Raw genomic sequence first — 26,633 nt, forward strand, 5'->3', positions numbered from 1 at the left:
TTTTCTTGTTTGAACGCTCACTTATAGGGAAGGTGGGAAAACCGTGGACCGTTTACAAGAGCAAAAGCATCGCTTCTCCCTATTGGTCAAGCAAATGGAAGTTCCTGACGAATGGGTGGAGCGATTTTTTCTTGATGCTCAGATTGAAAAGTTAGAGCTGTATAAGCAGAACAAAGAATGGGTTTTTCACTTTGCCCTCCCGAGAATGATACCTGCAGATGTTTATGCAGCTTTTACCAAGCGATTGACGCATACATTTTCACATCTAGCCAAAGTAGATACCCGATTTCATTATCTCCAAAAGCCATCACTCGATCATGTAGTCGAAGAGTATTGGGATGTCTTGCTGGCGGGTCTGGAGCCAGCTCTGAACTCCTTGGCAGGTACGATGCGTCAAGCACGTAAGCAAGTCGACCAACAGGAAGTCAAGGTGTACTTGCCAACGGAGATGTCCGTTGAGGTTGCCAAACGTAAACGAGCGGATAATGAGCTTTTGGCTGCTTTCCAAAAAGCTACCGATTGCTCGATGCGCTTTACTTTCCATGGGGAAGAAAGCGATGACGCGTATAAGGCCTTTGAGGAGCAACGTAAAGAGGAAGAGCGTGCTCTCGTCGAAGTTGTGATGACAGCTGCTCAGCAAGAGAGCAAATCGTCTGATAAAGCTGAGGCTGTCACTACGCTCATGATGGGCTATGAAATCAAAGATGCGCCGATCCCGATTTGCGAGATTCAAGATGAGGAACGCCGTATCGTCATCCAAGGAACCGTTTTTAACGTAGAAGTTAAAGAGCTTCGCAGTGGACGCCATTTGCTCACGTTCAACGTTTCAGATTATACGGATTCTCTCACGGTGAAGATGTTCTCCCGCGATAAAGAAGACGTGAAAATGCTTGAATTGCTGAAAGACGGCATGTGGGTGAAAGTACGGGGAAGTGTACAGCATGACACATTTGTACGCGATCTTGTGATGAATGCCAATGATTTGAACCAGATTGAGCAGGTCATTCGCAAAGATCACGCTGAAGAAAAACGTGTCGAGCTCCACTGCCATACGCCAATGAGTGCGCTGGATGCCGTTGCATCCGTAAAATCACTGGTCTCGACGGCAGCAAAGTGGGGTCATAAAGCAATTGCTGTCACTGACCATGGTGTCGTACAGGCTTTTCCAGAGGCGTATTCTATCGCCAAAAAGAACAACATCAAATGCATTCTCGGTATGGAAGCCTACGTAGTCGAAGATGGTATCGATATCGTTTACAACATGCAAGCAGACAACAATCTCTCCATTGATGAAAATACCGAATACGTCGTGTTTGATACGGAGACGACGGGGTTAAACGCCTCAGAGCATACAATCATCGAGATCGCTGCTGTCAAAATGAAAGGCTCAGAAATTGTCGACCAATGGACGGAACTGATCGACCCGCAATTGGAAATTGGGCCAAAGACAACCGAGATTACGGGGATTACCAACGAAATGCTCCGCGGGCAAGAGACACTCGATGTGGTACTCCGCAAGTTCAAAGATTTTACTGGTGACGCCATCCTCGTTGCGCATAATGCAGAGTTTGATAAAGCGTTTATTAACGCCTGCGCCAAAAGGATTGGCATGGAACCATGGACCAATCCATTTTTAGATACCCTGCCTTTGGCGCGTTTGATGTACAAAGGAATGCGCAATTATCGTTTGGGATCATTAGCGAAAAAGTTCAACGTCGAGCTCATTAATGCTCACCGTGCGTTGGACGATACCGTGGCCTTGGCTCAAGTGTTCCAGCAAATGCTGAAGGACATAAAAGAAGCGGAAATCAAATCGCTTGCTGAACTGAATGAAAAAAGCAACGAAGAGGCGGATTACAAGAGTGGTCGTCCATTCCATGCGACGATTCTCGTGCAAAATAAAGAAGGCCTCAAAAACCTGTACAAGCTCGTGAGTCGTTCCCATGTGGAAACCTTCTTCCGTTGGCCACGAATTCAGCGAAGCCAGCTGACCAAATACCGTGAAGGCTTGTTAATCGGGACAGCATGTAAGGATGGCGAGCTGATGCAGTCGATTCTGCGTGGTAAGTCACCAGAAGAACTGAAGGAAGTTGCTAGTTATTACGACTTTTTGGAAATACAGCCGGTTGCTCATTACTCACCACTATTGCGTAATGAAGAAATTCCATCATTGGAGACGATGAAGGGCTATCATCAAAAGATTGTGGAAATGGGAAAAGAGCTCGGCAAGCTGGTCGTAGCCACAGGAGATGTGCATTTTCTCAATCCGCAAGATGAAATCTTCCGCGATGTTTTCTTATTGTCAAAAGGGGACCCAACGGCAGGAAACCAGCCGCCGCTTTACTTCCATACAACGGAAGAGATGCTAGATGCGTTTTCCTTTTTGGGGGAAGAGACCGCAAAAGAAATTGTTGTAACCAATACGAATGCCATTGCGGATATGATTGAGGATATTAGTCCGATTCCAGACAAGCTGTACACGCCGATCATTGAAGGGGCGGATGATGAGCTGCGTCAAATGTGTTATGACAAAGCAAGGTTGTTGTATGGTGATCCATTGCCCGAACTGGTCGAGCATCGCTTGGAAAAAGAATTGAACAGTATCATCAAGCACGGCTTCGGTGTGATTTATTTGATTTCTCAGCGTTTGGTAACGAAATCGTTGAATGATGGTTACCTGGTAGGTTCACGTGGGTCTGTAGGCTCGTCTTTTGTTGCCACGATGTCTGAGATTACTGAGGTAAACCCATTGCCTCCTCACTATCGTTGTCCAGATTGTAAGCACAGTGAATTTATCACAGACGGTTCCATCGCCTCTGGGTTTGACCTGGAGGATAAAGCATGCACAGAATGCGGCACGATGTATGCCAAAGACGGGCAAGATATTCCGTTCGAAACGTTCCTTGGTTTTAAAGGCGACAAGGTACCGGATATTGACTTGAACTTCTCTGGTGACTATCAGCCGCGTGCACATAAATACACACAAGAGCTGTTCGGAGCGGATTACGTTTATCGTGCCGGAACGATTGGTACCGTTGCGGAAAAAACAGCGTATGGCTACGTGCGAAAGTATGCCGATGAGCGTGGCATGACGCTGCGTAATGCGGAGATATCCAGGATCGTCAACGGCTGCACAGGCGTAAAAAGGACGACGGGACAGCATCCGGGCGGTATTATCGTAGTACCTGACTACATGGAGATTGAAGACTTTTGTCCGATTCAGTTCCCGGCTGATGATAATGAATCAGAATGGCGCACAACCCATTTCGACTTCCACTCCATTCACGATAACTTGCTGAAACTTGATATTCTGGGACACGATGATCCGACCGTTATTCGTATGTTGCAAGACTTGACGGGAATGGACCCGAAGACGATTCCACTGGATGATAAAAAGACCATGTCCATCTTCAGTACCACCGAAGCGTTGGGAGTTACACCAGAACAAATCGGTACGAACATGGGAACACTTGGCATTCCTGAGTTTGGAACCAAATTCGTACGTCAGATGTTAGAAGACACCAAACCGACTACGTTTGCCGAGCTCGTTCAGATTTCTGGACTTTCACACGGTACGGACGTTTGGCTGAATAATGCACAGGACTTGATTCGAAACGGTACATGTAAGCTGCCGGACGTAATTGGTTGTCGTGACGATATCATGGTGTACTTGATCTATAAAGGGCTAGAGCCTTCTCGTGCCTTTAAGATCATGGAGTCTGTACGTAAAGGTAAAGGGGTTCCTGAAGACGACCAAGAAGAAATGCGCAATAACAATGTGCCAGAATGGTATATTCAATCGTGTCAGCGGATCAAGTACATGTTCCCGAAGGCGCACGCGACTGCTTACGTCATGATGGCAGTACGGATCGCATACTTCAAAGTTCATCGTCCATTGGAGTTTTACGCGACGTATTTCACTGTTCGCGCAGATGACTTTGATATTCCGTTGATGGTCAAAGGCTCAGCAGCGATCAAGCAAAAGATTGAAGAGATCGAGGGTAAGGGACACGATGCACAGCCAAAAGAAAAGGCATTGCTGACTGTCTTGGAGATGGCGCTGGAAATGGTAGAACGCGGCTTCCGTTTTACGAACGTTGATTTGTACAAATCGGACGCAACGCGCTTCCTGATCGAGGGTGACACTCTGATCGCTCCATTCAACGCCCTGCCTGGCTTAGGGACGAACGCAGCGATCAGTATCGTACAGGCGAGAGAACAAGGGGAGTTTTTGTCCAAGGAAGACCTCTTATCCCGTTCCCGCATCTCCAAGACCATTTTGGAGTTCTTGGACGAACAGGGTGCGTTGAAAGGACTGCCGGAATCCAATCAGTTATCTTTGTTCTAAGGCTTGCTGTCAAGGCAGACGGTCATCCAAAGGTTGTCAGCGGAGGGCTGTTATGCTATAATTTTTTTGGAAATACTGGTTTTATACGCATGGCTGATCGAGAGTGGGGAAACCCACTCTTTCTTTCTGGCTACACCTCATGGTTCAAATGAGAAGGAGGTACTTGCTTGAGCAAGGTAACGGGCATCGTCACTGAACTCGTCACGCCCATCGTTGAAGAAGTGGGCCTGGAGCTGGTTGACATCGAGTACAAAAAGGAAGGCAGCAACTGGTTTCTGCGCGTGTTTATCGACAATGAAACTGGCAACATCGATATTGATGACTGCCGCCTTGTCAGCGAGAAGCTGAGCGAAAAACTAGACGAAGTAGATCCCATCCCTACGGCATACTTTTTAGAAGTATCTTCGCCGGGTGCTGAGCGCCCTTTGCGTAAGGATAAGGATTTCACGAAAGCTGTTGGCAGACATGTTCATATCACAACAAAAGAGCCAGTAGAAGGATCAAGCCAGTTCGAAGGCGAACTGATATCCTTTGAAGATGGCAAGCTGACAGTGAAAGAGGCAAAGAAAACGTATGTAATTTCCCAAGAGCAAATTGACACAGCCAGATTGGCGATTGTTTTTTAATTGTCAGTAGCTTGTGGTAGCCCGTGGTAAGTAAAGGAGGAGGCAACGAAAGTCATGAACGGCGATTTTATCGAGGCTTTAGAAGCCATTGAGAGAGAGAAAGGCATCACCAAAGACGTACTGATTGAGGCCATCGAAGCGGCTCTTATCTCTGGATACAAACGTAACTTCAACTCGGCCCAAAATGTACGGGTGGATGTAAATCGTCATTCAGGTATGGTGCGTGTGTTTGCGCGGAAGAACGTAGTAGAAGAGGTATTGGATACGCGCCTAGAGATCTCTCAAGAAGCAGCACAAGAAATCGATCCTAACTTCCGTCTGGAGGACATCGTCGAAATCGAGGTAACGCCTCGTGATTTCGGTCGTATTGCTGCTCAGACAGCGAAGCAAGTGGTTACACAGCGCATTCGCGAAGCGGAGCGCGGTTTGATCTACAGCGAGTTTATTGAGCGTGAAGACGATATCGTAACAGGCGTCGTTCAGCGTATGGACGCTCGCAATTATTACATTGATCTGGGTAAGGCGGAAGCCGTTATGCCGATCACCGAAAAAATGCCATCCGAAGATTTTAAATCTCAAGATCGTGTGAAGGCATACATCATCAAAGTAGAGAAAACCACTAAAGGACCGCAAATCGTCGTTTCTCGTACTCACCCGGGGCTTTTGAAGCGTCTCTTCGAATTAGAAGTGCCAGAAATATATGACGGTGTGGTTGAAATCAAATCTGTTGCGCGTGAAGCGGGCGATCGCTCGAAGATCGCTGTGCATTCCATCAACGCAGATGTTGATCCAGTAGGTGCTTGTGTCGGTCCAAAGGGCATGCGCGTCCAAACGATCGTTACGGAGCTGAAAGGCGAAAAGATCGACATTGTTCGTTGGTCTGAAGATCCTGCCGAGTATGTAGCCAATGCACTCAGCCCTGCAAAAGTGCTGCATGTTGAGGTTAACGTAGCCGAGAAGGTTACACGTGTGATCGTTCCTGATTATCAATTGTCTCTGGCGATTGGTAAGCGCGGCCAAAACGCACGCCTGGCAGCAAAGCTGACTGGCTGGAAGATCGATATCAAGAGCGAGTCCCAAGCCGACCAAGAAGGCATCGCTTATCCAAAAGAAGTAGAGAGCGATGAAGGGACGGACAACGAATAATCATGAAGCAAAAAAAGATCCCGTTGCGTAAGTGCATTGTTTGCCAAGGAATGTTTCCGAAAAAGGAATTAGTCCGCGTCGTCCGGACGCCAGAAGAAGAGATCGTCATTGATCTTACTGGAAGGGCGGCGGGACGCGGTACCTATGTGTGTCGGCAGGAAAGCTGTCTGAAGCCGGATGCGTTCGCATCGGGAAAATGGAAAAAAGTGCTGGAACGTGCCCTCAATATGTCCATCTCCCAAGAAAAGTATGATGCTTTCCGTGAGAAATGGCTGGAGATGATGGGAAAATGATCCCAAAAGCAGCACAATTACTCGGATTGGCGATGCGTGCGAGAAAGATCGTTACCGGGGAGGAGCTAGTCATTACCGCTATTCGTAATGGGCAGGCCCGCCTGGTTTTGCTCGCATCAGATGCATCAGACAATACCGCTAAGAAAGTAAAGGATAAATGTTCCTATTACGGTGTCTCATGTGTAACCACTGGCGACCGACATTCATTGGGACACGCAATCGGAAAAGATGGGCGCGTTACCGTGGCGGTAACCGATGGGAAATTGGCCGAAAGCATTCAGCGTCTGCTCACCTAATTTAGAAAGGGTGAAGTATATTTGAAGACACGTGTGTATGAATATGCCAAACAGCACAACATGAGCAGTAAGGAAATCCTCAATTTGCTAAAACGATTGAATATAGAAGTTGCAAATCATATGAGTATCATGGAAGAAGGGACGATCAAGAGGATCGAGGATCACATGGCTAAATTGCGTTCTGGTGCCAAACCGGAGCAGCGTAATACGCCAAGTGATGCAAGACCCAAACAAACGGAAGATCAACAACGCCCCAACGACTCCAGAGGACAACAGAACAAACCCCAGCAACAAGCGGGGCAAGCTCAAACGGTTAGAAATGACAGACCAAACAGCGATCGTGGAGGAAGCACATCAAACATCAATCGTCCAGCTAACAACAGTGCGAGTGCCAATTCCGATCAGCAAAGTCCTCAGCATGGAAAAAATCAGGGGAAGAATCAGGAGAGAAAACCAAACAATATGAGAAGTCAACCCGCAAAGCCGAATGACCGCAAGCCACAAGGTAATCAGCAACGACCACAAGGCCAAGGCCAACAAAGACCACAGGGTCAAGGCCAACAAAGACCACAGGGTCAAGGACAGCAAAGACCACAGGGTCAAGGACAACAAAGACCACAGAACAATCATCAACGACCACAAAACCAACAGCGTCCTGCACAACAACCTGTTGCAAATCAAACAGAGGGACGTACAGGGGAAGAATTTGAAGATAAAGTAAATCTCCCATCCAATGTGGGTACAGAAAAACGTGAGAAAATCAAAAAGGGTCCACAGACTCAAAAGACTTTTGAAGATAACAAGAAGAGTCAGCCTTTCCGTGGCGGTGGTAATAACCGCTATAACCAAAATAATCGCCGTGGCAATAACAATCGTGGTGGCCAAAAGGCTCCACGTCCAGTATTTGACCCACCAACAAAAATTACCTTTACCGAGTCTTTGACCGTTAACGAATTGGCTGTAAAACTACGCAAAGAACCAGCAGAAGTAATCAAAAAGCTGTTTAATTTGGGGATCATGGCAACGATTAACCAGTACCTCGATCGTGAAGCCATCGAACTTATTTGCGCAGATTATGGCATTGAAGTCGAAGAAAAAATCATCATCGATGAAACCAACTTCGAAACATTGGAAGAAGTAGATGCACCAGAAAGCCTCTTGGAGCGCCCGGCAGTTGTCACCATCATGGGTCACGTTGACCACGGGAAAACGACTTTGCTGGATGCGATTCGCTCTACAAACGTTGTAGCAGGCGAAGCAGGCGGAATTACGCAGCACATTGGTGCGTACCAAGTAGAGATCAAAGGAAAGAAAATTACTTTCCTCGATACGCCAGGTCACGCGGCCTTCACAACCATGCGTGCACGTGGTGCGCAAATTACGGATATCACGATTCTGGTTGTTGCAGCAGATGATGGTGTCATGCCGCAAACGATTGAAGCGATCAGCCATGCGAAGGCAGCGAATGTGCCAATCATCGTAGCGGTCAACAAGATTGACAAACCAGAAGCAAATATGGACCGTATCAAGCAAGAATTGACCGAGTATGAACTGGTTGCCGAAGAGTGGGGCGGCGAGACGATTTTCTCCCCATTGTCTGCAAAGCAACGTACAGGTATTGAAGAACTGCTTGAGTACATCTTGCTCGTATCCGAAGTACAAGAACTGAAAGCAAACCCAGATAAGCGTGCTCGTGGTACTGTAGTGGAAGCAGAGCTTGACAAAGGACGCGGTCCAGTCGCAACCATTCTGGTTCAACAAGGTACACTGCGCGTTGGTGATCCTATCGTTGTAGGTTCTGCTTTCGGTCGTGTGCGTGCCATGGTTAACGACAAAGGACGCCGTCTGAAAGAAGCTGGCCCATCTACACCAGTTGAAATCACGGGTCTGAATGATGTTCCACAAGCAGGCGACCAGTTCCGTGTTTTTGAAGACGAGAAAAAAGCCCGCGCGATCGGGGAAGCACGTGCTTCCAAACAGCGTGAATCCGAGCGTCGTGAGAGCTCCCGTGTTTCTTTGGATGACTTGTTCCAACACATCCAAGAGGGCGATATCAAAGAACTGAACCTGATCGTAAAAGGTGACGTACAAGGTTCTGTAGAAGCTCTGCGCGGTTCTTTGGAAAAAATCGATGTCAACGGTACACGTGTGAAAATCATTCATACAGGTGCTGGCGCGATTACGGAATCCGATGTTACGCTGGCAAATGCATCGAATGCGATCATCATTGGTTTCAACGTGCGTCCTGAACCGAATGCACGCAGCATGGCTGAACAAGAGAAGATCGACATTCGCCTGCACCGTGTCATCTACACTGTAATCGAAGAGATCGAGTCTGCTCTCAAAGGTATGCTTGATCCAGTCTTCAAAGAAAATATTATCGGTCAAGCTGAGATTCGTGAAGTGTTCAAAGTATCCAAAGTCGGAAACATCGCTGGTTGCTATGTGACTGAAGGTAAATTGAGCCGCGATGCTGGTGCACGTTTGATCCGTGAAGGCATTGTAATTTATGAAGGCAAACTTGATACCCTCAAGCGCTTCAAAGATGATGCGAAAGACGTTGCAGCTGGCTATGAGTGCGGTCTGACTTTGGAACGCTTCAATGATCTCAAAATCGGCGATGTCATCGAAGCATTCGTCATGGTTGAAGTGAAACAATAATGATAGCAGGTGTGCAGATTGAACTGTTTCTGCCCGCTAGCCAAAACCTGAAAGAAAAACGGGCCATCGTCAAAAGTCTGATCGGCAAGCTGCGGAGCCGATTTAACGTCTCCGCGGCAGAGGTGGCTTATCTCGAGCAATGGCAGCGTACCGTATTGGGTATCGCTGCCGTTGCTAATGAGATCTCTTTTTTACAACAAGAAATGCAGACTGTCGTCCGATTTGTAGAGAACCATCCAGATGTAGAGTTGATTCGTGTGGATACGGAATACTACGATTAATGAACAGTCAGCGGAGGTGAAAATCGATGAATAAAACACGGATTAGCCGCGTAGGTGAAGAAATCAAAAAAGAGCTGAGCCTCGTATTGCAACGTGGACTCAAAGATCCTCGTGTCGGTTTCGTAACGGTAACAGATGTAGAGGTAAGTAGTGACCTGCAATTGGCAAAGGTTTTTGTCAGCATTTTTGGCAGTGAGGAAGAACGTAAAGCTTCTCTTGCAGGTTTGACAAAAGCAAAAGGTTATTTGCGTACGGAGATCGGGAAACGCGTAAAGCTGCGTCACATTCCTGATTTTGTATTCAAGCTAGACGAGTCCATTGACTACGGCAGCAAAATTGAATCAATCCTGCGGGAAATCTCCACAGAGGGAGAGAAACAGGATGAATCCTAATCAAATAGCAGTACAGGAAGCGGCGCGGTTTATGCAGGAGCACGACCGCTTCCTGGTTCTCTCTCATGTAAGTCCTGACGGAGATGCTACAGGATCTGCTTTGGGAGTCGTGCTCATGCTAGAGCAGTTGGGAAAAGAGTATGTGGTTGTAAACGAAGGGGAAACACCGATCAAGTTTAACTTCTTGCCGAGGTTTGACCGTCTTTATAACCTGCGCAAGCAACCACTGAACGAGACGTTCGGGGCCGTAATCGCTGTAGACTGCGCGGATGAGTCGCGGATGGGCGATGTACGGTCTTTATTTGCGTCTGGCGCTGCTTTGCTGAATATCGATCACCATCCGACCAACGATCATTTTGGAACGGTAAATCTGGTTCGGCCGGATGCAGCCGCAACAGCAGAGATTTTGTTTGATGTTGCAGAGGCAGCTGGGGTTTCATTCAATGAAGAGCTTGCGCTGTGCATCTATACAGGTCTTCTGACAGATACAGGCGGTTTCCGCTATTCCAATACATCACCACGTGTCATGGAAATCGCTGCTCGATTGCTCGGATATGGAGTGAAGCCAGGAGACGTAGCAGAGCGCTGCCTAGAGGAAATCACTTTTGCCCATGTGAAAGTTTTGCGACGTGCTCTCCAAACCTTGCAACTGTCCCATCAAAATTTGGTTGCTTCGATCACTGTTTCGGCCGCAGATTTTGCCGAAGTAGGTGCTGAGCGAGAAGATGCTGGTGGATTGGTGAATTACTGCCGCAACATTGAGGGAGTCGAGGTAGGCGTTTCTTTTGTGGAAGCGGAACCGGGAGTGGTCAAGGTGAGCATGCGTGCTCGCGATCGGGTTGACGTAGCTGTCATTGCTAAGCAGCTCGGTGGTGGTGGACACGCAAAAGCAGCAGGATGCACGATCAAAGGACCACTTTCAGAAGTACAGCAAAGAATATGGACTGTGCTGGACGATGCAGTAGGAGTGAAATTCGATGAGTAACGTGAACGGCGTGCTGGTTATCGATAAGCCAGCTGGTATGACCTCCCATGATTGTGTAGCACGAATTCGTCGATTGTATGGAACGAAAAAAGTGGGGCATACGGGTACACTGGATCCAGATGTAACGGGTGTACTCCCCATTTGTGTGGGACACGCAACGAGGCTAGTTGAATATTTGCAAGAGCTGCCTAAGCGCTATGATGTAGTCATGCGCCTCGGCTCTTCGACCACGACGGAAGATGCTTCTGGAGAAGTGGTGGAGCAAGCTAGCGTAGATGCAGCATCGATCACGACGGAGCGTATTCAAGCGCTGTTCGAATCCTTTTTGGGTGAAATGGAGCAGGTACCTCCGATGTTCTCTGCGGTGAAGGTAAACGGCAAGCGGTTGTACGACCTGGCTCGTGAAGGCACGGTGATCGAACGGCAGGCACGGAAAGTGACGCTGTATGAGCTGACCCTTCATAAGATCAGCGTGGATGGGGACACTGTCGATGTTGCATTCACATGCACGTGCTCCAAAGGCACATACATGCGCACCTTATGTGTTGACCTCGGACGCGCTCTGGGTTATCCTGCCCATATGAAGCTGTTGCGGCGAATAAAAAGCGGCCCGTTCCAGGAGCAAGAGGCAATCCCCCTCCAGCAGATTGAGGAACAGGCAGCAACCGGGGAAGACATTTCCCGCTACTTGGTCTCCATCCCTCAGGCAATCTCGTTCTTACCGTCGTTTCAGGTTAAGCCAGAACGGATCAAAGCAGTACGTAATGGACTTGCGACTGCGCTTCCGGGCGTCACTACGGAGGAAGGAAGTTTGATTTGCTTGTTTGCGGGGGAAGAATTACTTGGCATCCATCGCGTATGCCGTGGAGACAAAGGACTTTTCGCCAAACCAGAAAAAGTCTTTCCAGCCGAGGTGTAATCCGTGAAAACGATCTACCTGACATACCCGTTTCCGTCTGACCTGCAAGCGAATCCTTGTGCGATTGCACTGGGGTACTTTGATGGTGTACATATTGGGCATCGCCGTGTAATCCAAAAGGCGATTGATACAGCGAAAGCAAACGGATGGCAAAGTACGGTAGTGACCTTTGATCCGCATCCTCGAGAAGTATTGGGGCAAAGCGGTTATACCCGCTATTTGACACCACTTGCAGACAAGCTCGAGCAATTCGAAAAGATGGGCGTAGACACCACTTATGTAATGAAGTTCGATATTAGCTTTGCGGCTATTTATCCAGAAGATTTCATCGCAGAGTGCCTTCTCCCATTGGAATGCCGCCATATTGTCGTTGGCTTCGACTACACCTTTGGCTATCGCGGGATGGGGACTGCCCATACCCTGCAAGAAATGAGCAAAGGTCGCTATGGGCTCGACATAGTGGGTCCGGTAAATCGTTTGGGTGAAAAAGTGAGCAGTACAATCATCCGTGAATATCTGCATCATGGGGATGTCGAGCAGGTTCGCCATTTGCTAGGCCGCTCCTACAAAGTTCGCGGGACAGTCGTGCATGGCGACAAACGCGGTCGAACCATTGGCTTTCCTACAGCGAACGTCCAAGTGAATCAGCCGTACTTAATCGGAAAGAATGGAGTCTACGGCGTTCGGTTTACCGTAGATGAACAAAGCTACTATGGCGTCATGAACGTAGGCATCAAGCCTACATTTGAACTGGAGAAAAAAGAAAAGTCATTAGAAGTGCACATTTTTGAGTTCTCAGGTGAAATCTATGACAAAGAAGTAGAAGTAGAGTTCCTGTTCTACATTCGGGAAGAACAGAAATTTGCTGGAGTCGATGCACTCATTGCGCAAATTGGACGAGATGTACAAACGGCGAAACAAAAATTCGCAGAGGGAATCTCGTAAAGGATTCTCTTTGCTTTTCACAAAATGGTATGCTATAATTCAAAACGTTGTACAGATAACCGTAGCTTGGCTGTCCGATTCTCACCGACGGCAGACTCGGCGAACGGTATAAAAAATGAGGAGGTGAGTCATGATGGCATTGACTCAAGAACGTAAAACTCAACTGATTCAAGAGTTCCGTACTCATGAGAACGACACCGGTTCACCGGAAGTGCAAATCGCTATCTTGACCGAAAACATTAACAATCTGAACGGACACTTGCGTACGCACAAGAAAGATCACCACAGCCGTCGTGGTCTCTTGAAAATGGTTGGTCAACGTCGTAACCTGTTGACATACCTGCGTGAAGCAGATGTTCAACGCTATCGTTCGGTTGTAGACCGCCTGGGTCTGCGCCGCTAATCAGCGTCTTGTAAAAAGCGGGTTCTGCCCGCTTTTTCTATCGTGTAGGAGGGTTTAGCGTAGAAATGCGCTAAGCCCATCCGAAACGAGTAAAAAAGCTTGTGACCTATCTGGTAGATTTAATTAGCTTCAAAAGAAGCTTTTTTTATTATCTAGAAAGACTGCCAAAGGTAGCCATTTAATTTTTATCATGGCAGGAAATAATACATATAGGTAGAAAACAAAGTGTGAAATGCACATTGTTGTGAAGGAGGACTGCTAGCATCATGGAGCAACAATACCGTACATATGACTTCGAACTGGCAGGCCGAAAACTGACCCTGGAATTTGGCAAAATGGCTAAACAGGCGCATGGTTCGGTCTTGGTTCGTTACGGCGATACAGCAATCCTGTCCGCAGTTACAGTCTCGAAGGAACCAAAACCACTTGATTTCTTTCCATTGACTGTCAACTATGAGGAGCGTCTCTACGCGGTTGGGAAAATTCCTGGCGGCTTTATTAAAAGAGAAGGACGTCCAAGCGAAAAGGCAATTTTGGCTAGCCGCTTGATTGACCGCCCTGTCCGCCCTCTTTTTGCAGAAGGATTCCGTAACGATGTACAAATCGTAAATACTGTTCTGTCTGTGGATCAAGACTGCTCACCTGAAATCGCTGCGATGATTGGTACTTCCGCAGCGCTATCCGTTTCGGAAATTCCTTTTGAAGGTCCGATTGCAGGAGTGATCGTAGGACGAATTGACGGGGAGTTCGTCATTAACCCTACCGTAGCTCAAGCGGAGAAAAGCGATATTCACCTGACTGTCGCAGGTACACACAAAGCGATTAACATGGTGGAAGCAGCTGCGAACCAAGTACCGGAAGCAGTAATGCTCGAAGCGATCATGGCTGGTCATGACGTTATTAAGCAACTGGTAGAATTCCAGAACATGATCGTGTCCGAAATTGGCAAGCAAAAGATGGAAGTCATCTTGCATGAGGTGGATTCTGAAATCGATCAAGCTGTGCGTGAATATGCGGAAGCTCGCCTGAAAGAAGCTGTTCGCATCGAAGAAAAACAAGCACGCTACGATGCTATTGACGATATCAAGGCAGACACCAAAGAACATTTTGCAGCCAAGGACCCTGAGGCATACCCAGAGCAGGTAAAGATGATTAGCGAAGTACTTGGCAATATTGTCAAGGATGAGGTTCGCCGTCTGATTACGGATGAGAAAGTTCGCCCTGATGGACGCGCTCTGAACGAAATCCGCCCGCTGTCCAGTGAGACAACCATTCTTTCCCGTACACATGGCTCTGCTATGTTTACCCGCGGTCAGACGCAAGCACTGAGCGTTTGCACATTGGGCGCGCTGGGAGATGTTCAAATTCTCGATGGACTCGGTCTGGAAGAATCCAAGCGTTTCATGCACCACTACAACTTCCCGCCGTATAGCGTGGGTGAAGCACGTCCGTTGCGTCCTCCAGGGCGTCGTGAAATCGGACACGGTGCGTTGGGTGAGCGTGCAATTGAGCCGATCATTCCAACTGAGGTAGAGTTCCCATACACGATTCGTCTCGTATCCGAAGTAATTGAATCCAACGGTTCCACATCGCAAGCGTCGATTTGCGCGAGCGTACTTGCCTTGATGGATGCAGGTGTACCGATCAAAGCTCCGGTAGCAGGTATTGCGATGGGCTTGATCATGAGCAAAGATGAGAAATCTTTCTCGATCCTGACTGATATTCAAGGTATGGAAGATCATTTGGGAGACATGGATTTCAAAGTAGCGGGTACAGAGGCTGGTGTAACAGCTATCCAAATGGACATCAAAATTTCCGGTATCAACCGTGAGATTTTAGAGCTGGCCTTGGAGCAAGCGCGTGTAGGTCGTTTGCACATCCTGAACCATATGATGAGCACGATTTCCGAACCGCGTAAAGAACTGTCTCCTTATGCACCAAAAATCATGACCATGACGATCAATCCGGAGAAAATTCGTGATGTAATCGGTCCACAAGGTCGTGTCATTAATAAGATTATCGAAGAAACTGGCGTAAAAATCGATATCGAGCAAGATGGACGAGTCTTCATCGCATCCATCAACCACGAAGCGAATCTGCGCGCGAAACAAATCATTGAAGATCTGGTTCGTGAGGTAGCTGTTGGTCAGGTTTACCTGGGAACAGTAAAACGCGTAGAGAAGTACGGTGCGTTCATCGAATTGTTCGCAGGTAAAGAAGGCTTGTGCCACATCTCTCAACTGGCTGAAGAGCGTGTAGCCAAAACAGAAGATGTTGTCGCAGTTGGTGATAAAGTACAAGTGAAAGTGACCGAGATCGACGACCAAGGTCGTGTGAATCTTTCTCGCAAAGCAGTTTTGAAAGAGCAAGCTGCTGCGGCACAAGCTGCTGAAACACCAACAAAAGAAGAATAAAGAAAAACAAAAGGCTTCGTCACTCGAAGAAATTCGTGTACGGAAGCTTTTTTCTTTTATGTGCCAGATGCTCCCGTTTCGTATGTCTAAGTCGTTCCTTCCTCTCATACATTGGACAAGAGAGACTCGTACGATCGATAGAGGAGGGCGACGCCCTAATGACGAATAGGACCAGGAGACTTTTGTTTATCGTTATATATGGAGCAGCGCTGATCGTTCTCTTGAATTATCAGCCTATTCATCATTACATCAGTACGATCAAACATGTCCATGTAGTGAATGGAGATCATAACGAAAACGAAAAAGCGCGTTTACGGGCGCAGATTGAAAAGTGGAAAGAGGGCAGAGAGGAACAGCCGATAGATGCCGTCGTCGATCAGACGTGGAAAGCGATTCCGGGATATAATGGCCGTGTTGTGGATGTAGAAGAATCAATCAATAAAATGCTGGCTGCGGGTGTGTCTAGTCCAGATTTGCTGGTATACAAGGAAGTACCTCCAGCGGTTTCGCTTGAGCAATTGGGAGCACATCCCATCTATCGAGGAAATCCGAATAAGCCAGCGATTTCTTTCATGATCAACGTGGCCTGGGGAAATGAGTATCTCGATTCAATGCTCAATACACTCGATAAACACAAGGTAAAGACAACCTTCTTTCTGGATGGCTCTTGGGCAAAACGTTACCCAGAAGAAGCAAAAAAGATCTTGGCTCGTGGCCATGAGATTGGTAATCATGCGTATTCCCATCCCGATATGAACACACTGGGGACACAGAGAATTCATCAAGAGATAAGTCGTACGCAAGATGTTATTTATAAAACGCTGGAAGTGAAGCCCTCCTTGTTTGCACCGCCATCTGGTGCTTTTAACCAACGCGTTGTACAAATCGCGCATTCTTCTTATCAAATGAAGACGATTTTATGGACGGCAGATACGATTGACTGGCAGAAACCTTCACCTGCTTATGTGATCAATAAAATCAGCCGGAAAATGGAGAACGGTGTCCTCGTACTCATGCACCCTACTTCTACCTCCGAGGCCAGTTTAGATCAACTTCTGACGATCGCCAAAAAGAAGGGGCTACAGCCGACGACTGTTTCGGAGGTAATATCGAGTCGTAGACTCCCGTCACCGTAAATACATGTTCATTTATTGTGGAGACAAAGGAAGTTTGCTATAGTTAGACGTGTTTACAAGAAATTCCCCGAGGTTTCGGGTAGAGACAGATGAACAACCGAGGAGGATTTACGTGATACAACGTCATACGTGTGATAACGGTCTTCGAATCGTGACGGAACGGATTCCGTCCGTTCGCTCCGTTGCCTTAGGCATCTGGGTAGGGACTGGTTCGAAATATGAAAACGAGAAAAACAACGGGATTTCCCATTTTCTCGAGCATATGTTTTTCAAAGGCACGACTACTCGTTCTGCAAAGGAAATTGCGGAAACCTTTGATGAGATTGGCGGAAACGTGAACGCCTTTACCTCGAAGGAGTATACCTGCTATTACGCAAGGGTGCTCGACCAACACGCTCCAATCGCCCTCGATGTTCTTTCTGATATGTATTTCAATTCGGTGTTTGATGCAGATGAGTTGGAAAAGGAAAAGAACGTCGTCATTGAAGAAATTAGCATGTATGAAGACGCGCCAGATGATATGGTGCATGATTTAATTGCACGCGCTTCGTACAGCACACACCCACTGGGGTATTCAATTTTGGGTACGGAGGATGTCCTGCGTAGCTTGAAACGTGACGATTTGCTCGGTTATATTGATCAGCATTACCTGCCAACGAATACGGTGATAACAGTAGCAGGAAATTTTGAAGACAGTTTAATTGAAGACATTCAAAAGCGCTTTCAGACTTTCTCGCGTCCAGGCAGTATGCCGACCTTGTCTACTCCTGATTTTGCTGGAAATGTGATCGCGCATCATAAAGCGACAGAGCAAGCGCACCTGTGCCTGTCACTACCTGGCTTTAAGGTAGGGCATCCTGAAGTCTACTCCTTGATTTTGCTGAACAATGTGCTAGGTGGCAGTATGAGTTCGCGTCTGTTCCAAGAAATTCGAGAAGAGCGCGGCTTGGCATACTCTGTTTATTCCTATCATTCGTCCTACAAAGAAGCGGGTACGTTCCACGTGTATACAGGAACGGCACCAGAGCAAGTAGGACAGGTTTTTGACATCGTTTCGCGCGTCCTACGCGATGTCGCTGATCATGGAATTACGGACAAAGAGCTGAACAAAGGAAAAGAGCAGCTGAAAGGCAGCCTGATGCTCAGCTTGGAAAGCACGAATAGCCGTATGAGTCGACTTGGCAAGAATGAACTCCTGTTGGGCCGTCACCTTAGTTTAGACGAGATCATCGCCAAAATTGACCGTGTTTCCCATGAATCTGTTTTGGCTGTGGCGCAGCAACTGTTCCGTTCCAAGATGTCTATGGCGATGGTGAGTCCACTCGACGGCTTCCCTGAAAACGTGAAAAACGATATTTTGTTGTAAGCAAAAATCCGGCATAGCCCGGATTTTTTTGCGTATATCAACAGTAAATAAAAGGACAAAGGGGGCTTCTCCATGCGCTTAAGCGAGTTGGGTGGGAAGGAGATTATTGGACTGGACAACGGGGAGAAAATGGGGGTCATCAGTGATTCCGATTTAGTCATCCATCCCGAAAACGGTACGATTCAATCCATCATCTTGCCAGGAGGCAGTTTCTTTGGGTTCGGTAAGAAGCGAGAGGACCTCGTGATCCCATGGAGATCCATCGTAAAAATTGGGCCAGATATGGTCATCATCCAGCTTCAAGCGCCTGAGGCACAAGCTTCCCAAAAGTAGGCGCTTCTGTCACCGAAGTAGCAGGAGCGGAATAGGATGGGGGTAGACCGCATGGATTTCCGTCAACTTTTCCAAATGGAAAACCTTTGCGTTCCGATCATTTAATGCAGTAAAATGTGTGGAAAGGGGAACGCAGCATGCTAACGGGCATACATGTTGCCTTCATCGGCGGAGACGCTCGCCAGTTGGAAGTCATTAAGCGATGCATACAACTGGATGCTAGCGTCACGTTAGTTGGCTTCGACAACCTGGAAAGTAATTTTACAGGGGCAACGAAGAAACCATTAACATGCGATGTGTTGAAAGACGTGGACGCCCTCATCCTACCCATCGTAGGGACCGATGACCAAGGATACGTGGAAAGTATTTTCTGCTCCAAACAAATGCAGTTGCTAGACGAACATGTGGCGAGTCTGCCGAGTCATTGCGTGGTTTACACGGGAATGGCAAAGCCTTATCTGAAAAAGCTGTTGGCTTCCACCCAGCTTCCGCTCGTGGAGCTCTTGGATCGTGATGACGTAGCTATCTATAACTCTATCCCTACTGTAGAGGGAGCGTTAATGATGGCGATTCAACATACGGATATTACGATTCATGGATCACAGTCAATTGTTTTGGGGTTGGGCCGAACAGGTTTGTCCATGGCTCGAGCATTGCATGCGTTGGGAGCCCGCGTAAGAGTTGGGGCCAGACGTCAGGAACACTTGGCACGCATTTATGAGATGGGATTGACTCCCTTCCATATAAGCGAAGTAAGGCAACAGGTTACGAATGCTGATTTCATTTTTAATACCATCCCGCAATTATTACTCACGGCAGAAGTGATTGCTCAAATGCCTCAATCGGCGTTTATTCTTGATCTTGCCTCCAAACCAGGGGGAACGGATTTTCGTTACGCTGAAAGACGAGGTATTAAAGCTCTTCTTGCTCCCGGATTGCCTGGAATCGTTGCACCGAAAACCGCTGGACAAATTTTAGCCCAAACATTGTCTCGTCTTATTGCGGATCAAAGGAAAGCGCCAGGAGGGGATGCAACATGAGTAAGCTTCAGGGAAAGACCATTGGATTTGGTTTGTCTGGATCGCATTGTACCTTTGAGGAAACCATGCCGCAAATTAAGCGATTTGTGGATGCTGGGGCACGGGTGGTACCGATCGTATCGAATACGATTATGACCACGGATACACGCTTCGGTACTTCTCAAAGCTGGCAGCAACAAATCAAGGAACTGACAGGCGAGGAGCTTATTTCGACGATTCCTCAGGCTGAGCCGTTGGGACCTTCCAAGTTGTTAGATGTCATGCTGATTGCGCCTTGCACAGGCAGTACGACGAGTCGATTGGCGAATGCCATTACGGATAGTGCCGTATTGATGGCGGCTAAAGCGACGATGCGTAATCTGCGACCCATTGTGATTGCCATTTCCACCAATGATGGTCTGGGATTAAATGCAGCCAATATTGCCAAGCTATTGGCCGCGAAAAATATGTATTTCGTGCCGTTCGGGCAGGATGCCCCGGATAAAAAACCGAACTCGCTTGTAGCTCGTATGGATCTCCTATTGGAAACATGCGAAGAAGCTTTGGAAGGTCGACAATTGCAGCCCTTGCTCATCGAAAGATTTAACTACTAATAAGACTACAGAATAAACAATTAACCTGCTTTTTCGCGATTAGGAGGAGAGTAAGAGATGGCAAACCAACTGACTTTCAACGTTGCTGTAGTCGGTGCGACTGGTGCAGTCGGACAGCAGATGATTCAACTATTAGAACAGCGCAACTTCCCAATCAAACAGCTTAAGCTGCTTGCTTCTGGACGTTCTGCAGGAAAAACAGTCACCTTCAAGGGGCAAGAAATTGTACTGGAAGAGGCGACTCCAGACAGTTTTGCAGGGGTTGATTTTGCCTTGTTTAGTGCTGGTGGATCGGTCAGTAAGGAACTGGCTCATCATGCAGTGCGTCACGGTGCAGTTGTCATTGACAATACCAGCGCATTCCGGATGGATCCAGATGTTCCTCTCGTTGTGCCAGAAGTAAACATGGATGCTGCGCTCGCTCATAATGGAATCATTGCGAATCCGAATTGCTCTACGATTCAGATGGTTGCCGCTCTAAAACCCCTGTATGATCGTTTTGGTATAGACCGAATCATCGTTTCTACTTACCAAGCAGTATCTGGTGCAGGTCAATCTGCGATCAATGAATTGCTCGACCAAAGTCGAGACATTTTGGATGGTAAAGAACCGCAGTGTAACGTACTTCCCGTAGGCAAATTGCCTGTACATCATCAGATTGCGTACAACGCGATTCCGCAGATTGATGTGTTCACCGACAATGGTTTTACTTATGAAGAAATGAAAATGGTCAATGAGACCAAAAAAATCTTCGGTGATGACACTGTACTTGTTTCAGCTACTTGCGTACGTATTCCAGTGGTCTATGGCCATAGCGAGTCGGTATATGTTGAGCTGAAACAGGATTACGATCTGGCAGAAGTAAAGGCCCTGCTGGAAAACGCTCCTGGTATCGTGTTAGTAGATGTGCCAGGGGAACAGCAGTACCCACTTGCTACTGATGCAACAGGCAAACTGGAAGTATTCGTGGGCCGGGTGCGTCGTGATCTCCATCATCCTCGTGGACTGCATATGTGGATCGTTTCTGACAATCTTCTCAAGGGTGCAGCATGGAATACAGTACAAATCGCTGAAGAACTCATAAAAGCAAGAGTATAGGGGAGAGGTTAGTGAAGATTCTCGTCCAGAAGTTCGGTGGTTCTTCCTTGACGACGGAGGATTGCCGGATGCGGGCAATCTACCATATGGAAAAAGCAATTGATGAGGGCTATGCCCTCGTCGTTGTCGTATCGGCGATGGGTCGCAAGGGTGATCCATACGCAACCGATACACTTTTGCAGTTGGTTCGTGCGAATGGGAACCAACTGCCAAGTCGTGAAATGGATATGCTGATGCATACCGGAGAAATCATCTCTGCTACCATCATGTGCAGCATGCTGAATGCACGAGGAATTAAAGCAACGATTTTGACAGGCGGTCAGGCAAATATTGTGACGAGCGACGATTTTACGAATGCACAAATCACGTCGATCGATCCAAGTCGCATTTTGCAAGACCTGGAGGAAAGTCAAGTTGTGATCGTTCCAGGGTTTCAGGGACGTACAGCCGATTGGGAAATTACGACACTGGGACGGGGCGGAAGCGATACAACTGCAACCGCTCTCGGTGTCGCTTTGAAGGCTGAAACGGTGGATATTTTCACCGACGTGGAAGGCATTATGACGGCGGACCCGCGCATCGTTGAGGAAGCGCAGCGACTTGGCATGGTGACCTACACGGAGATTTGCAACATGGCTCACCTGGGTGCAAAAGTCATTCATCCTAGAGCGGTGGAGATCGCGATGCACGCAAACGTGCCGATTCGTGTTCGCTCTACGTTTTCGGACGACCCCGGTACACTTGTTACAACCATGCTGGAGATCGGGAAAATGGGCTACACTGTACACGACAGAGTCGTCATGGGAATTGCTCATGTACCGAACATTACCCAGATCAAGGTAGCGAACAAAGAAGGGTCTTACGATACACAGTTACAAGTCTTCAAAACGATGGCTACCAATAACATCAGCGTAGATTTCATCAATGTGAACCCAATGGGTGTTGCTTACACGGTCCATGATGAAATGGGAGAAAAAGCTGCTCGTCTGTTAACGGAAATGGGATACGAGCCGCAGCTGTTACCGCACTGCGCAAAAGTGTCCGTGATTGGTGCAGGGATGACGGGCGTGCCGGGCGTGATGGCACGAATCGTGGAGGCACTTACGCAAGAAGACATTCAAATTCTTCAATCGGCAGACTCCCATACAACCATCTGGGTACTCGTGCATGAAATGGATATGGTGAAGGCTGTTCGTGCGCTTCATCAGCAGTTCAATCTGCATGTTCAACATAAGTGAGAGCATATCCTGCCTTAAATACCTACTGATCACGATAAGAGGAGTTGGAGAGTGAGTGGCACGTTTTGGTAGACTGCTTACCGCAATGGTAACGCCTTTTAATGATCAACTTCAAATCGATTACGATAAAACAGAACGTTTGATTGATCATTTGATCGCAAATGGAACGACGGGGATTGTCGTCAGTGGAACGACTGGCGAATCTCCGACTTTGTCTCGTACCGAAAAGCTTGATCTGTTCCGTCATGTGGTTTCCTACGCAAAAGGAAGAGTCCACATCATTGCTGGAACAGGTAGTAATGATACAGCTTCCAGTATAGAGTTCACTCAAGCTGTACAATCCATTGGCGTAGACGCTGTAATGCTCGTTGCACCATATTACAGCAAGCCATCTCAAGAAGGGCTTTACGCACACTTTAAGGCATTGGCTGATGCTACCGAGTTGCCAATCATGCTGTACAATGTGCCAGGACGTACTGTTGTCAATATGACAGCGGAAACGACTCTGCGTTTGGCTCAACTGCCAAATGTCGTTTGCGTGAAGGAAGCCTCTGGCAACTTGTCGCAGATGTCGCAAATCATTGAACATGCTCCAGAAGGCTTTGAGCTGTATAGTGGTGATGATGGCTTAACCTTGCCGATCCTGTCTATCGGGGGAGTGGGCATTGTCAGTGTGGCGAGTCACATAGTTGGCCGCCCAATGACAGACATGATGGACGCTTATTTTGCAGGTAATTACGCAGATGCAGCAAGACTCCATCGCAAGCTGTTGCCGATTTTTGAAGGCCTGTTTGCCTACCCGAGCCCAGGACCGACCAAGGTCGCATTAGAAAAGCTCGGCGTTCAAGTTGGGGGCGTTCGATTGCCTCTAGTTGAGCTGAATGAACAAGAAAAAGCATTCGTTCATTCCCTGCTTGTTTAACTCCATAGAAAGATCAAGAGCCATTCCTGCCCGGGATGGCTCTTTTTCCTTGTGTTCATGATTTCACTTCGGGTATAATAAGAACAAGTGATTTGGGGCGGTTTTTTTGAGTGGACATGACAACTAAATATAGGAGGTTACACGTTTTGGCAAAGTCGAATCACTCTGTTCTCGTTTTCGCCCTGGGCGGAGTCGGCGAAATTGGGAAGAATATGTACGTGGTACAAAGCGGTGACGACATCGTAGTGATTGATGCCGGATTGAAGTTCCCAGAAGAGGAAATGCTGGGGATTGATATGGTTATTCCGGATATCACCTACTTGGAGGAACATCGCGACAAGGTTCGGGGTATTATTATTACGCATGGACACGAAGACCACATCGGCGGCCTCAGCTACGTGCTGAAGCATTTGAAAGTCCCGGTTTATGCGACAAAACTTACCCTTGGTTTGATTGATGCAAAGTTAAAAGAAGCGGGCATCCTAAACGAAACAAAACGCGTATTGATCAACAGCGACTCGGAAGTCGTTCTCGGAAAGATGAAAGCGACCTTTTTCCGCGTAAACCACAGCATCCCGGATTGTGTAGGGGTATGCCTGGACACGCCAGAAGGTTACATCGTTCATACAGGAGACTTCAAGTTCGATCAAACACCTGTTAACAATCAGGTAGCTGATCTGGCAAAAATGGCGATGATCGGTGACAGAGGCGTTTTGTGCTTGCTCTCTGACAGTACGAATGCAGAACGGCCTGGATTTACCGGATCGGAACGCTCAGTGGGCAAAGCACTCATGGATGTGTTCAGCAAAGCATCTGGACGTATTGTGGTTTCTACGTTTGCATCAAATGTTCACCGCATTCAACAAGTGGTGGATGCTGCAGCACAGTTCAACCGTAAATTGACGGTTGTCGGCCGGAGCATGCAAAATGTTATTAATATCAGCAGAGACTTAGGGTACTTGTTGGTCCCTGAGGGCTTGATTGTTGAGATCGATGAAATCAACAAGCTGAATGCTGAACAAGTCGTTATTTTATCAACTGGAAGCCAAGGAGAGCCTATGTCCGCGCTCACTCGGATGGCCCGATCCGCCCATCGGAAAATTGACATCCTTCCAGGGGATACCGTTATTATTGCAGCCACTCCCATTCCAGGGAATGAAAAATACGTGGCGCGTACGATCGATCAATTATCGCGCATTGGTGCAGATGTCATTTATGGTGGCCATGGACCTAACGGAACCGTCCACGTCTCCGGTCATGGTAGCCAAGAAGAATTGCGCCTGATGCTTAACCTAATGAAGCCTAAGTACTTTATTCCTGTTCACGGTGAATATCGCATGTTGAAAACGCATGCCTTACTTGCTGAACAGGTTGGTATTCCTGAAGAAAACACGTTCTTGCTGGATAACGGCGATACAGTTGAATTCTCAGGGGGCAAGGCCCGTTACGGTGGAAAAGTTCATGCTGGCAACGTTTTGATTGACGGCTTGGGCGTTGGTGATGTAGGAAACATCGTTCTTAGAGATCGCAAATTACTGTCACAAGATGGCATACTGGTAGTTGTCGTGACACTCAGCAAACAAAATGGCACGATTTTGTCAGGTCCAGACATCATTTCTCGCGGTTTCGTCTACGTACGTGAATCCGAAGAGTTGCTGGATGAGGCAAATCGCATAGTGACCCAAACACTTGTCAAATGCATGGAAGAAAATGTGAATGAATGGTCTTCACTGAAAAATAACGTAAAAGAGTCATTAGGCCGTTATCTGTACGAGCAAACGCGCAGACGTCCGATGATCTTGCCGATTATCATGGAAGTGTAGGATCACTTGATAAAGAGCTGGAAACCCTTTAGAAGAAGGGTTTCTGGCTTTTTTTGGCTTTGTGGGCGCATGATTTTTCCTCCCCTTATCCATACTACAGAGGAAAGTGAGGGAGGATCATCCATGCCGAATCAACAATTTAACGATTTTTTAAATAGGCCGCCACTTGCAAGTACAGCGGTAAATAGTAAGGAATCCCAACCACAATCACCAACTGATGATCAGGAGCCTGCTGCTTCGCCGCCGTCAGAAGCACCTGCACCAGAAGATCCGAAGAAAAAACTGCTCGATTCTATTACGCAACTGGGTCAGACAAACGTCCCACAGCTCGAAAGCAATATTTATTGTATGACCATCATCGGACAAGTAGAAGGACATATTCAGTTGCCTCCTCAAAATAAGACGACGAAATATGAGCACCTCATCCCTCAATTGGTTGCGGCAGAACAAAACAGCAAAATAGAGGGCGTGCTCGTCATTTTGAATACAGTTGGTGGGGATGTGGAAGCGGGCTTAGCAATTGCGGAAATGGTAGCGTCATTATCTAAACCGGTAGTCACACTCGTACTCGGCGGTGGTCATAGTATCGGTGTGCCAATTGCTGTAGCTGGTTCGTACTCATTTATTGCAGAAACCGCCACGATGACGATCCATCCGATCCGCTTGACTGGTCTTGTCATTGGTGTGCCGCAAACGTTTGAGTACTTGGACAAAATGCAAGATCGTGTAGTGAGCTTCATTTCCCGTCACTCCAATGTCTCGGAAGAAAAGTTCCGTGAGCTCATGACCCGAACCGGTGAATTGACACGAGACATCGGAACCAATGTGATTGGCGTAGATGCGGTTAAATACGGCTTGATTGATGAAGTCGGCGGCCTTGGAAGTGCGCTGAAAAAGCTGAACGAACTGATCAAATCGCAAAAAGGCGAGGAGAGTGTACTCCAATGATCTTATACTCCATCATTCCGATGGAAACGGTTTTTGAGAACATGGAGCAAGTGGAGAAACAAGAGCTGAAAGAGATCGCGGTGGGTCATGCCACGATGCTCATTGAGCAAACCGGACCGTTTGAAGGAAAAATCGTCAGGCTGATTAGTCCGGATCCGCAAGACTACCTGAAGGAGCAGTTCGCACCCGGACAAAAAATTCAGTTTAAACCTGAATGGCTCGCCTAAGAAGTCCTGTATTTCTATGAATTTCCTGTGTTATACTAATGATGTACGAACAGCAGCCGAACATGCGACGGCTGCCTTTTTTAACGAATAGGAATTTATTAAATAAATTCCGGAGCGTATGGAAACTTTCCGCTAAAACGTGGTCGCTATACGTTGAAAAGGCCTCGATAGAGGTTTTCTTACCATTACAGTACATAACG

The 26,633-nt window shown here is 47.5% G+C and carries 24 protein-coding genes; all 24 read left to right on the plus strand.

Going from position 1 to position 26,633, the window contains the following annotated elements; genetic code table 11:
• The first annotated feature begins 43 nt into the window (after positions 1-43).
• Positions 44-4,348, plus strand: coding sequence for a PolC-type DNA polymerase III (locus POF51_RS08445; protein WP_069849243.1), 4,305 nt, complete (start codon positions 44-46; stop codon positions 4,346-4,348).
• 167 nt (positions 4,349-4,515) lie between these two features.
• Positions 4,516-4,974: a ribosome maturation factor RimP gene (rimP, locus tag POF51_RS08450; RefSeq protein WP_017249294.1), complete on the plus strand. Its 459-nt coding sequence runs from the start codon at positions 4,516-4,518 to the stop codon at positions 4,972-4,974.
• Between the two features lie 54 nt (positions 4,975-5,028).
• On the plus strand, positions 5,029-6,120 hold the full coding sequence (gene nusA / locus POF51_RS08455; RefSeq protein WP_017249293.1) for a transcription termination factor NusA: 1,092 nt from the start codon (positions 5,029-5,031) through the stop codon (positions 6,118-6,120).
• Between the two features lie 2 nt (positions 6,121-6,122).
• On the plus strand, positions 6,123-6,413 hold the full coding sequence (gene rnpM / locus POF51_RS08460) for an RNase P modulator RnpM (RefSeq protein WP_017249292.1): 291 nt from the start codon (positions 6,123-6,125) through the stop codon (positions 6,411-6,413).
• Positions 6,410-6,709 (plus strand): YlxQ family RNA-binding protein, encoded by a 300-nt coding sequence (locus tag POF51_RS08465; protein WP_007719232.1) that lies wholly within the window; start codon positions 6,410-6,412, stop codon positions 6,707-6,709. Before rnpM ends, POF51_RS08465 begins: the two co-directional genes overlap by 4 nt.
• A gap of 21 nt (positions 6,710-6,730) precedes the next feature.
• A complete protein-coding gene (gene infB, locus POF51_RS08470; protein WP_069849240.1) occupies positions 6,731-9,370 on the plus strand; it encodes a translation initiation factor IF-2 in 2,640 nt (879 codons plus the stop codon).
• Positions 9,370-9,651 (plus strand): DUF503 domain-containing protein, encoded by a 282-nt coding sequence (locus tag POF51_RS08475; protein WP_007719228.1) that lies wholly within the window; start codon positions 9,370-9,372, stop codon positions 9,649-9,651. The genes infB and POF51_RS08475 overlap by 1 nt, the downstream gene beginning before the upstream one ends.
• Before the next feature lie 26 nt (positions 9,652-9,677).
• Entirely contained in the window at positions 9,678-10,043 is a 366-nt protein-coding gene (gene rbfA, locus POF51_RS08480; protein ID WP_007719226.1) for a 30S ribosome-binding factor RbfA, read from the plus strand.
• Positions 10,033-11,028, plus strand: a complete 996-nt coding sequence (locus POF51_RS08485) for a DHH family phosphoesterase (protein ID WP_069849237.1) — start codon at positions 10,033-10,035, stop codon at positions 11,026-11,028. Before rbfA ends, POF51_RS08485 begins: the two co-directional genes overlap by 11 nt.
• Positions 11,021-11,947, plus strand: coding sequence for a tRNA pseudouridine(55) synthase TruB (truB, locus tag POF51_RS08490; protein ID WP_017249288.1), 927 nt, complete (start codon positions 11,021-11,023; stop codon positions 11,945-11,947). The genes POF51_RS08485 and truB overlap by 8 nt, the downstream gene beginning before the upstream one ends.
• A 3-nt stretch (positions 11,948-11,950) precedes the next feature.
• Complete coding sequence (locus POF51_RS08495; RefSeq protein ID WP_017249287.1) at positions 11,951-12,892, plus strand: bifunctional riboflavin kinase/FAD synthetase; 942 nt, start codon at positions 11,951-11,953, stop codon at positions 12,890-12,892.
• A gap of 133 nt (positions 12,893-13,025) precedes the next feature.
• Complete coding sequence (gene rpsO / locus POF51_RS08500) at positions 13,026-13,295, plus strand: 30S ribosomal protein S15 (RefSeq protein WP_015891708.1); 270 nt, start codon at positions 13,026-13,028, stop codon at positions 13,293-13,295.
• Positions 13,296-13,561: 266 nt separating this feature from the next.
• Entirely contained in the window at positions 13,562-15,709 is a 2,148-nt protein-coding gene (gene pnp, locus POF51_RS08505; protein ID WP_069849236.1) for a polyribonucleotide nucleotidyltransferase, read from the plus strand.
• A 158-nt stretch (positions 15,710-15,867) separates the two neighbouring features.
• Positions 15,868-16,845, plus strand: a complete 978-nt coding sequence (locus tag POF51_RS08510; protein ID WP_069849234.1) for a polysaccharide deacetylase family protein — start codon at positions 15,868-15,870, stop codon at positions 16,843-16,845.
• A 112-nt stretch (positions 16,846-16,957) separates the two neighbouring features.
• Positions 16,958-18,211: a M16 family metallopeptidase gene (locus POF51_RS08515; RefSeq protein WP_069849231.1), complete on the plus strand. Its 1,254-nt coding sequence runs from the start codon at positions 16,958-16,960 to the stop codon at positions 18,209-18,211.
• 72 nt (positions 18,212-18,283) lie between these two features.
• Positions 18,284-18,544 (plus strand): YlmC/YmxH family sporulation protein, encoded by a 261-nt coding sequence (locus POF51_RS08520; protein ID WP_017249283.1) that lies wholly within the window; start codon positions 18,284-18,286, stop codon positions 18,542-18,544.
• A 137-nt stretch (positions 18,545-18,681) separates the two neighbouring features.
• Positions 18,682-19,584: a dipicolinate synthase subunit DpsA gene (gene dpsA, locus POF51_RS08525; protein ID WP_069849228.1), complete on the plus strand. Its 903-nt coding sequence runs from the start codon at positions 18,682-18,684 to the stop codon at positions 19,582-19,584.
• Positions 19,581-20,177: a dipicolinate synthase subunit B gene (locus POF51_RS08530; protein ID WP_069849225.1), complete on the plus strand. Its 597-nt coding sequence runs from the start codon at positions 19,581-19,583 to the stop codon at positions 20,175-20,177. Before dpsA ends, POF51_RS08530 begins: the two co-directional genes overlap by 4 nt.
• A gap of 57 nt (positions 20,178-20,234) precedes the next feature.
• Positions 20,235-21,275: an aspartate-semialdehyde dehydrogenase gene (locus POF51_RS08535; RefSeq protein WP_069849223.1), complete on the plus strand. Its 1,041-nt coding sequence runs from the start codon at positions 20,235-20,237 to the stop codon at positions 21,273-21,275.
• Positions 21,276-21,286: 11 nt separating this feature from the next.
• Positions 21,287-22,513 carry an aspartate kinase gene (dapG, locus tag POF51_RS08540; RefSeq protein ID WP_069849220.1) on the plus strand — a complete coding sequence of 409 codons (1,227 nt, stop codon included), beginning with the start codon at positions 21,287-21,289 and terminating at the stop codon, positions 22,511-22,513.
• 55 nt (positions 22,514-22,568) lie between these two features.
• Positions 22,569-23,435, plus strand: a complete 867-nt coding sequence (dapA, locus tag POF51_RS08545; protein ID WP_069849218.1) for a 4-hydroxy-tetrahydrodipicolinate synthase — start codon at positions 22,569-22,571, stop codon at positions 23,433-23,435.
• 116 nt (positions 23,436-23,551) lie between these two features.
• The gene (locus POF51_RS08550; RefSeq protein WP_208636221.1) at positions 23,552-25,258 is read left to right on the plus strand and encodes a ribonuclease J; all 1,707 of its coding nucleotides are present in this window, start codon (positions 23,552-23,554) and stop codon (positions 25,256-25,258) included.
• A 123-nt stretch (positions 25,259-25,381) separates the two neighbouring features.
• Entirely contained in the window at positions 25,382-26,206 is an 825-nt protein-coding gene (locus tag POF51_RS08555; protein WP_069849212.1) for a ClpP family protease, read from the plus strand.
• Complete coding sequence (locus tag POF51_RS08560; RefSeq protein ID WP_069849210.1) at positions 26,203-26,433, plus strand: YlzJ-like family protein; 231 nt, start codon at positions 26,203-26,205, stop codon at positions 26,431-26,433. Before POF51_RS08555 ends, POF51_RS08560 begins: the two co-directional genes overlap by 4 nt.
• Positions 26,434-26,633 lie beyond the last annotated feature (200 nt).

The organism is Brevibacillus sp. AG, from assembly GCF_028369215.1.
Taxonomy (GTDB): Bacteria; Bacillota; Bacilli; order Brevibacillales; family Brevibacillaceae; genus Brevibacillus; species Brevibacillus porteri.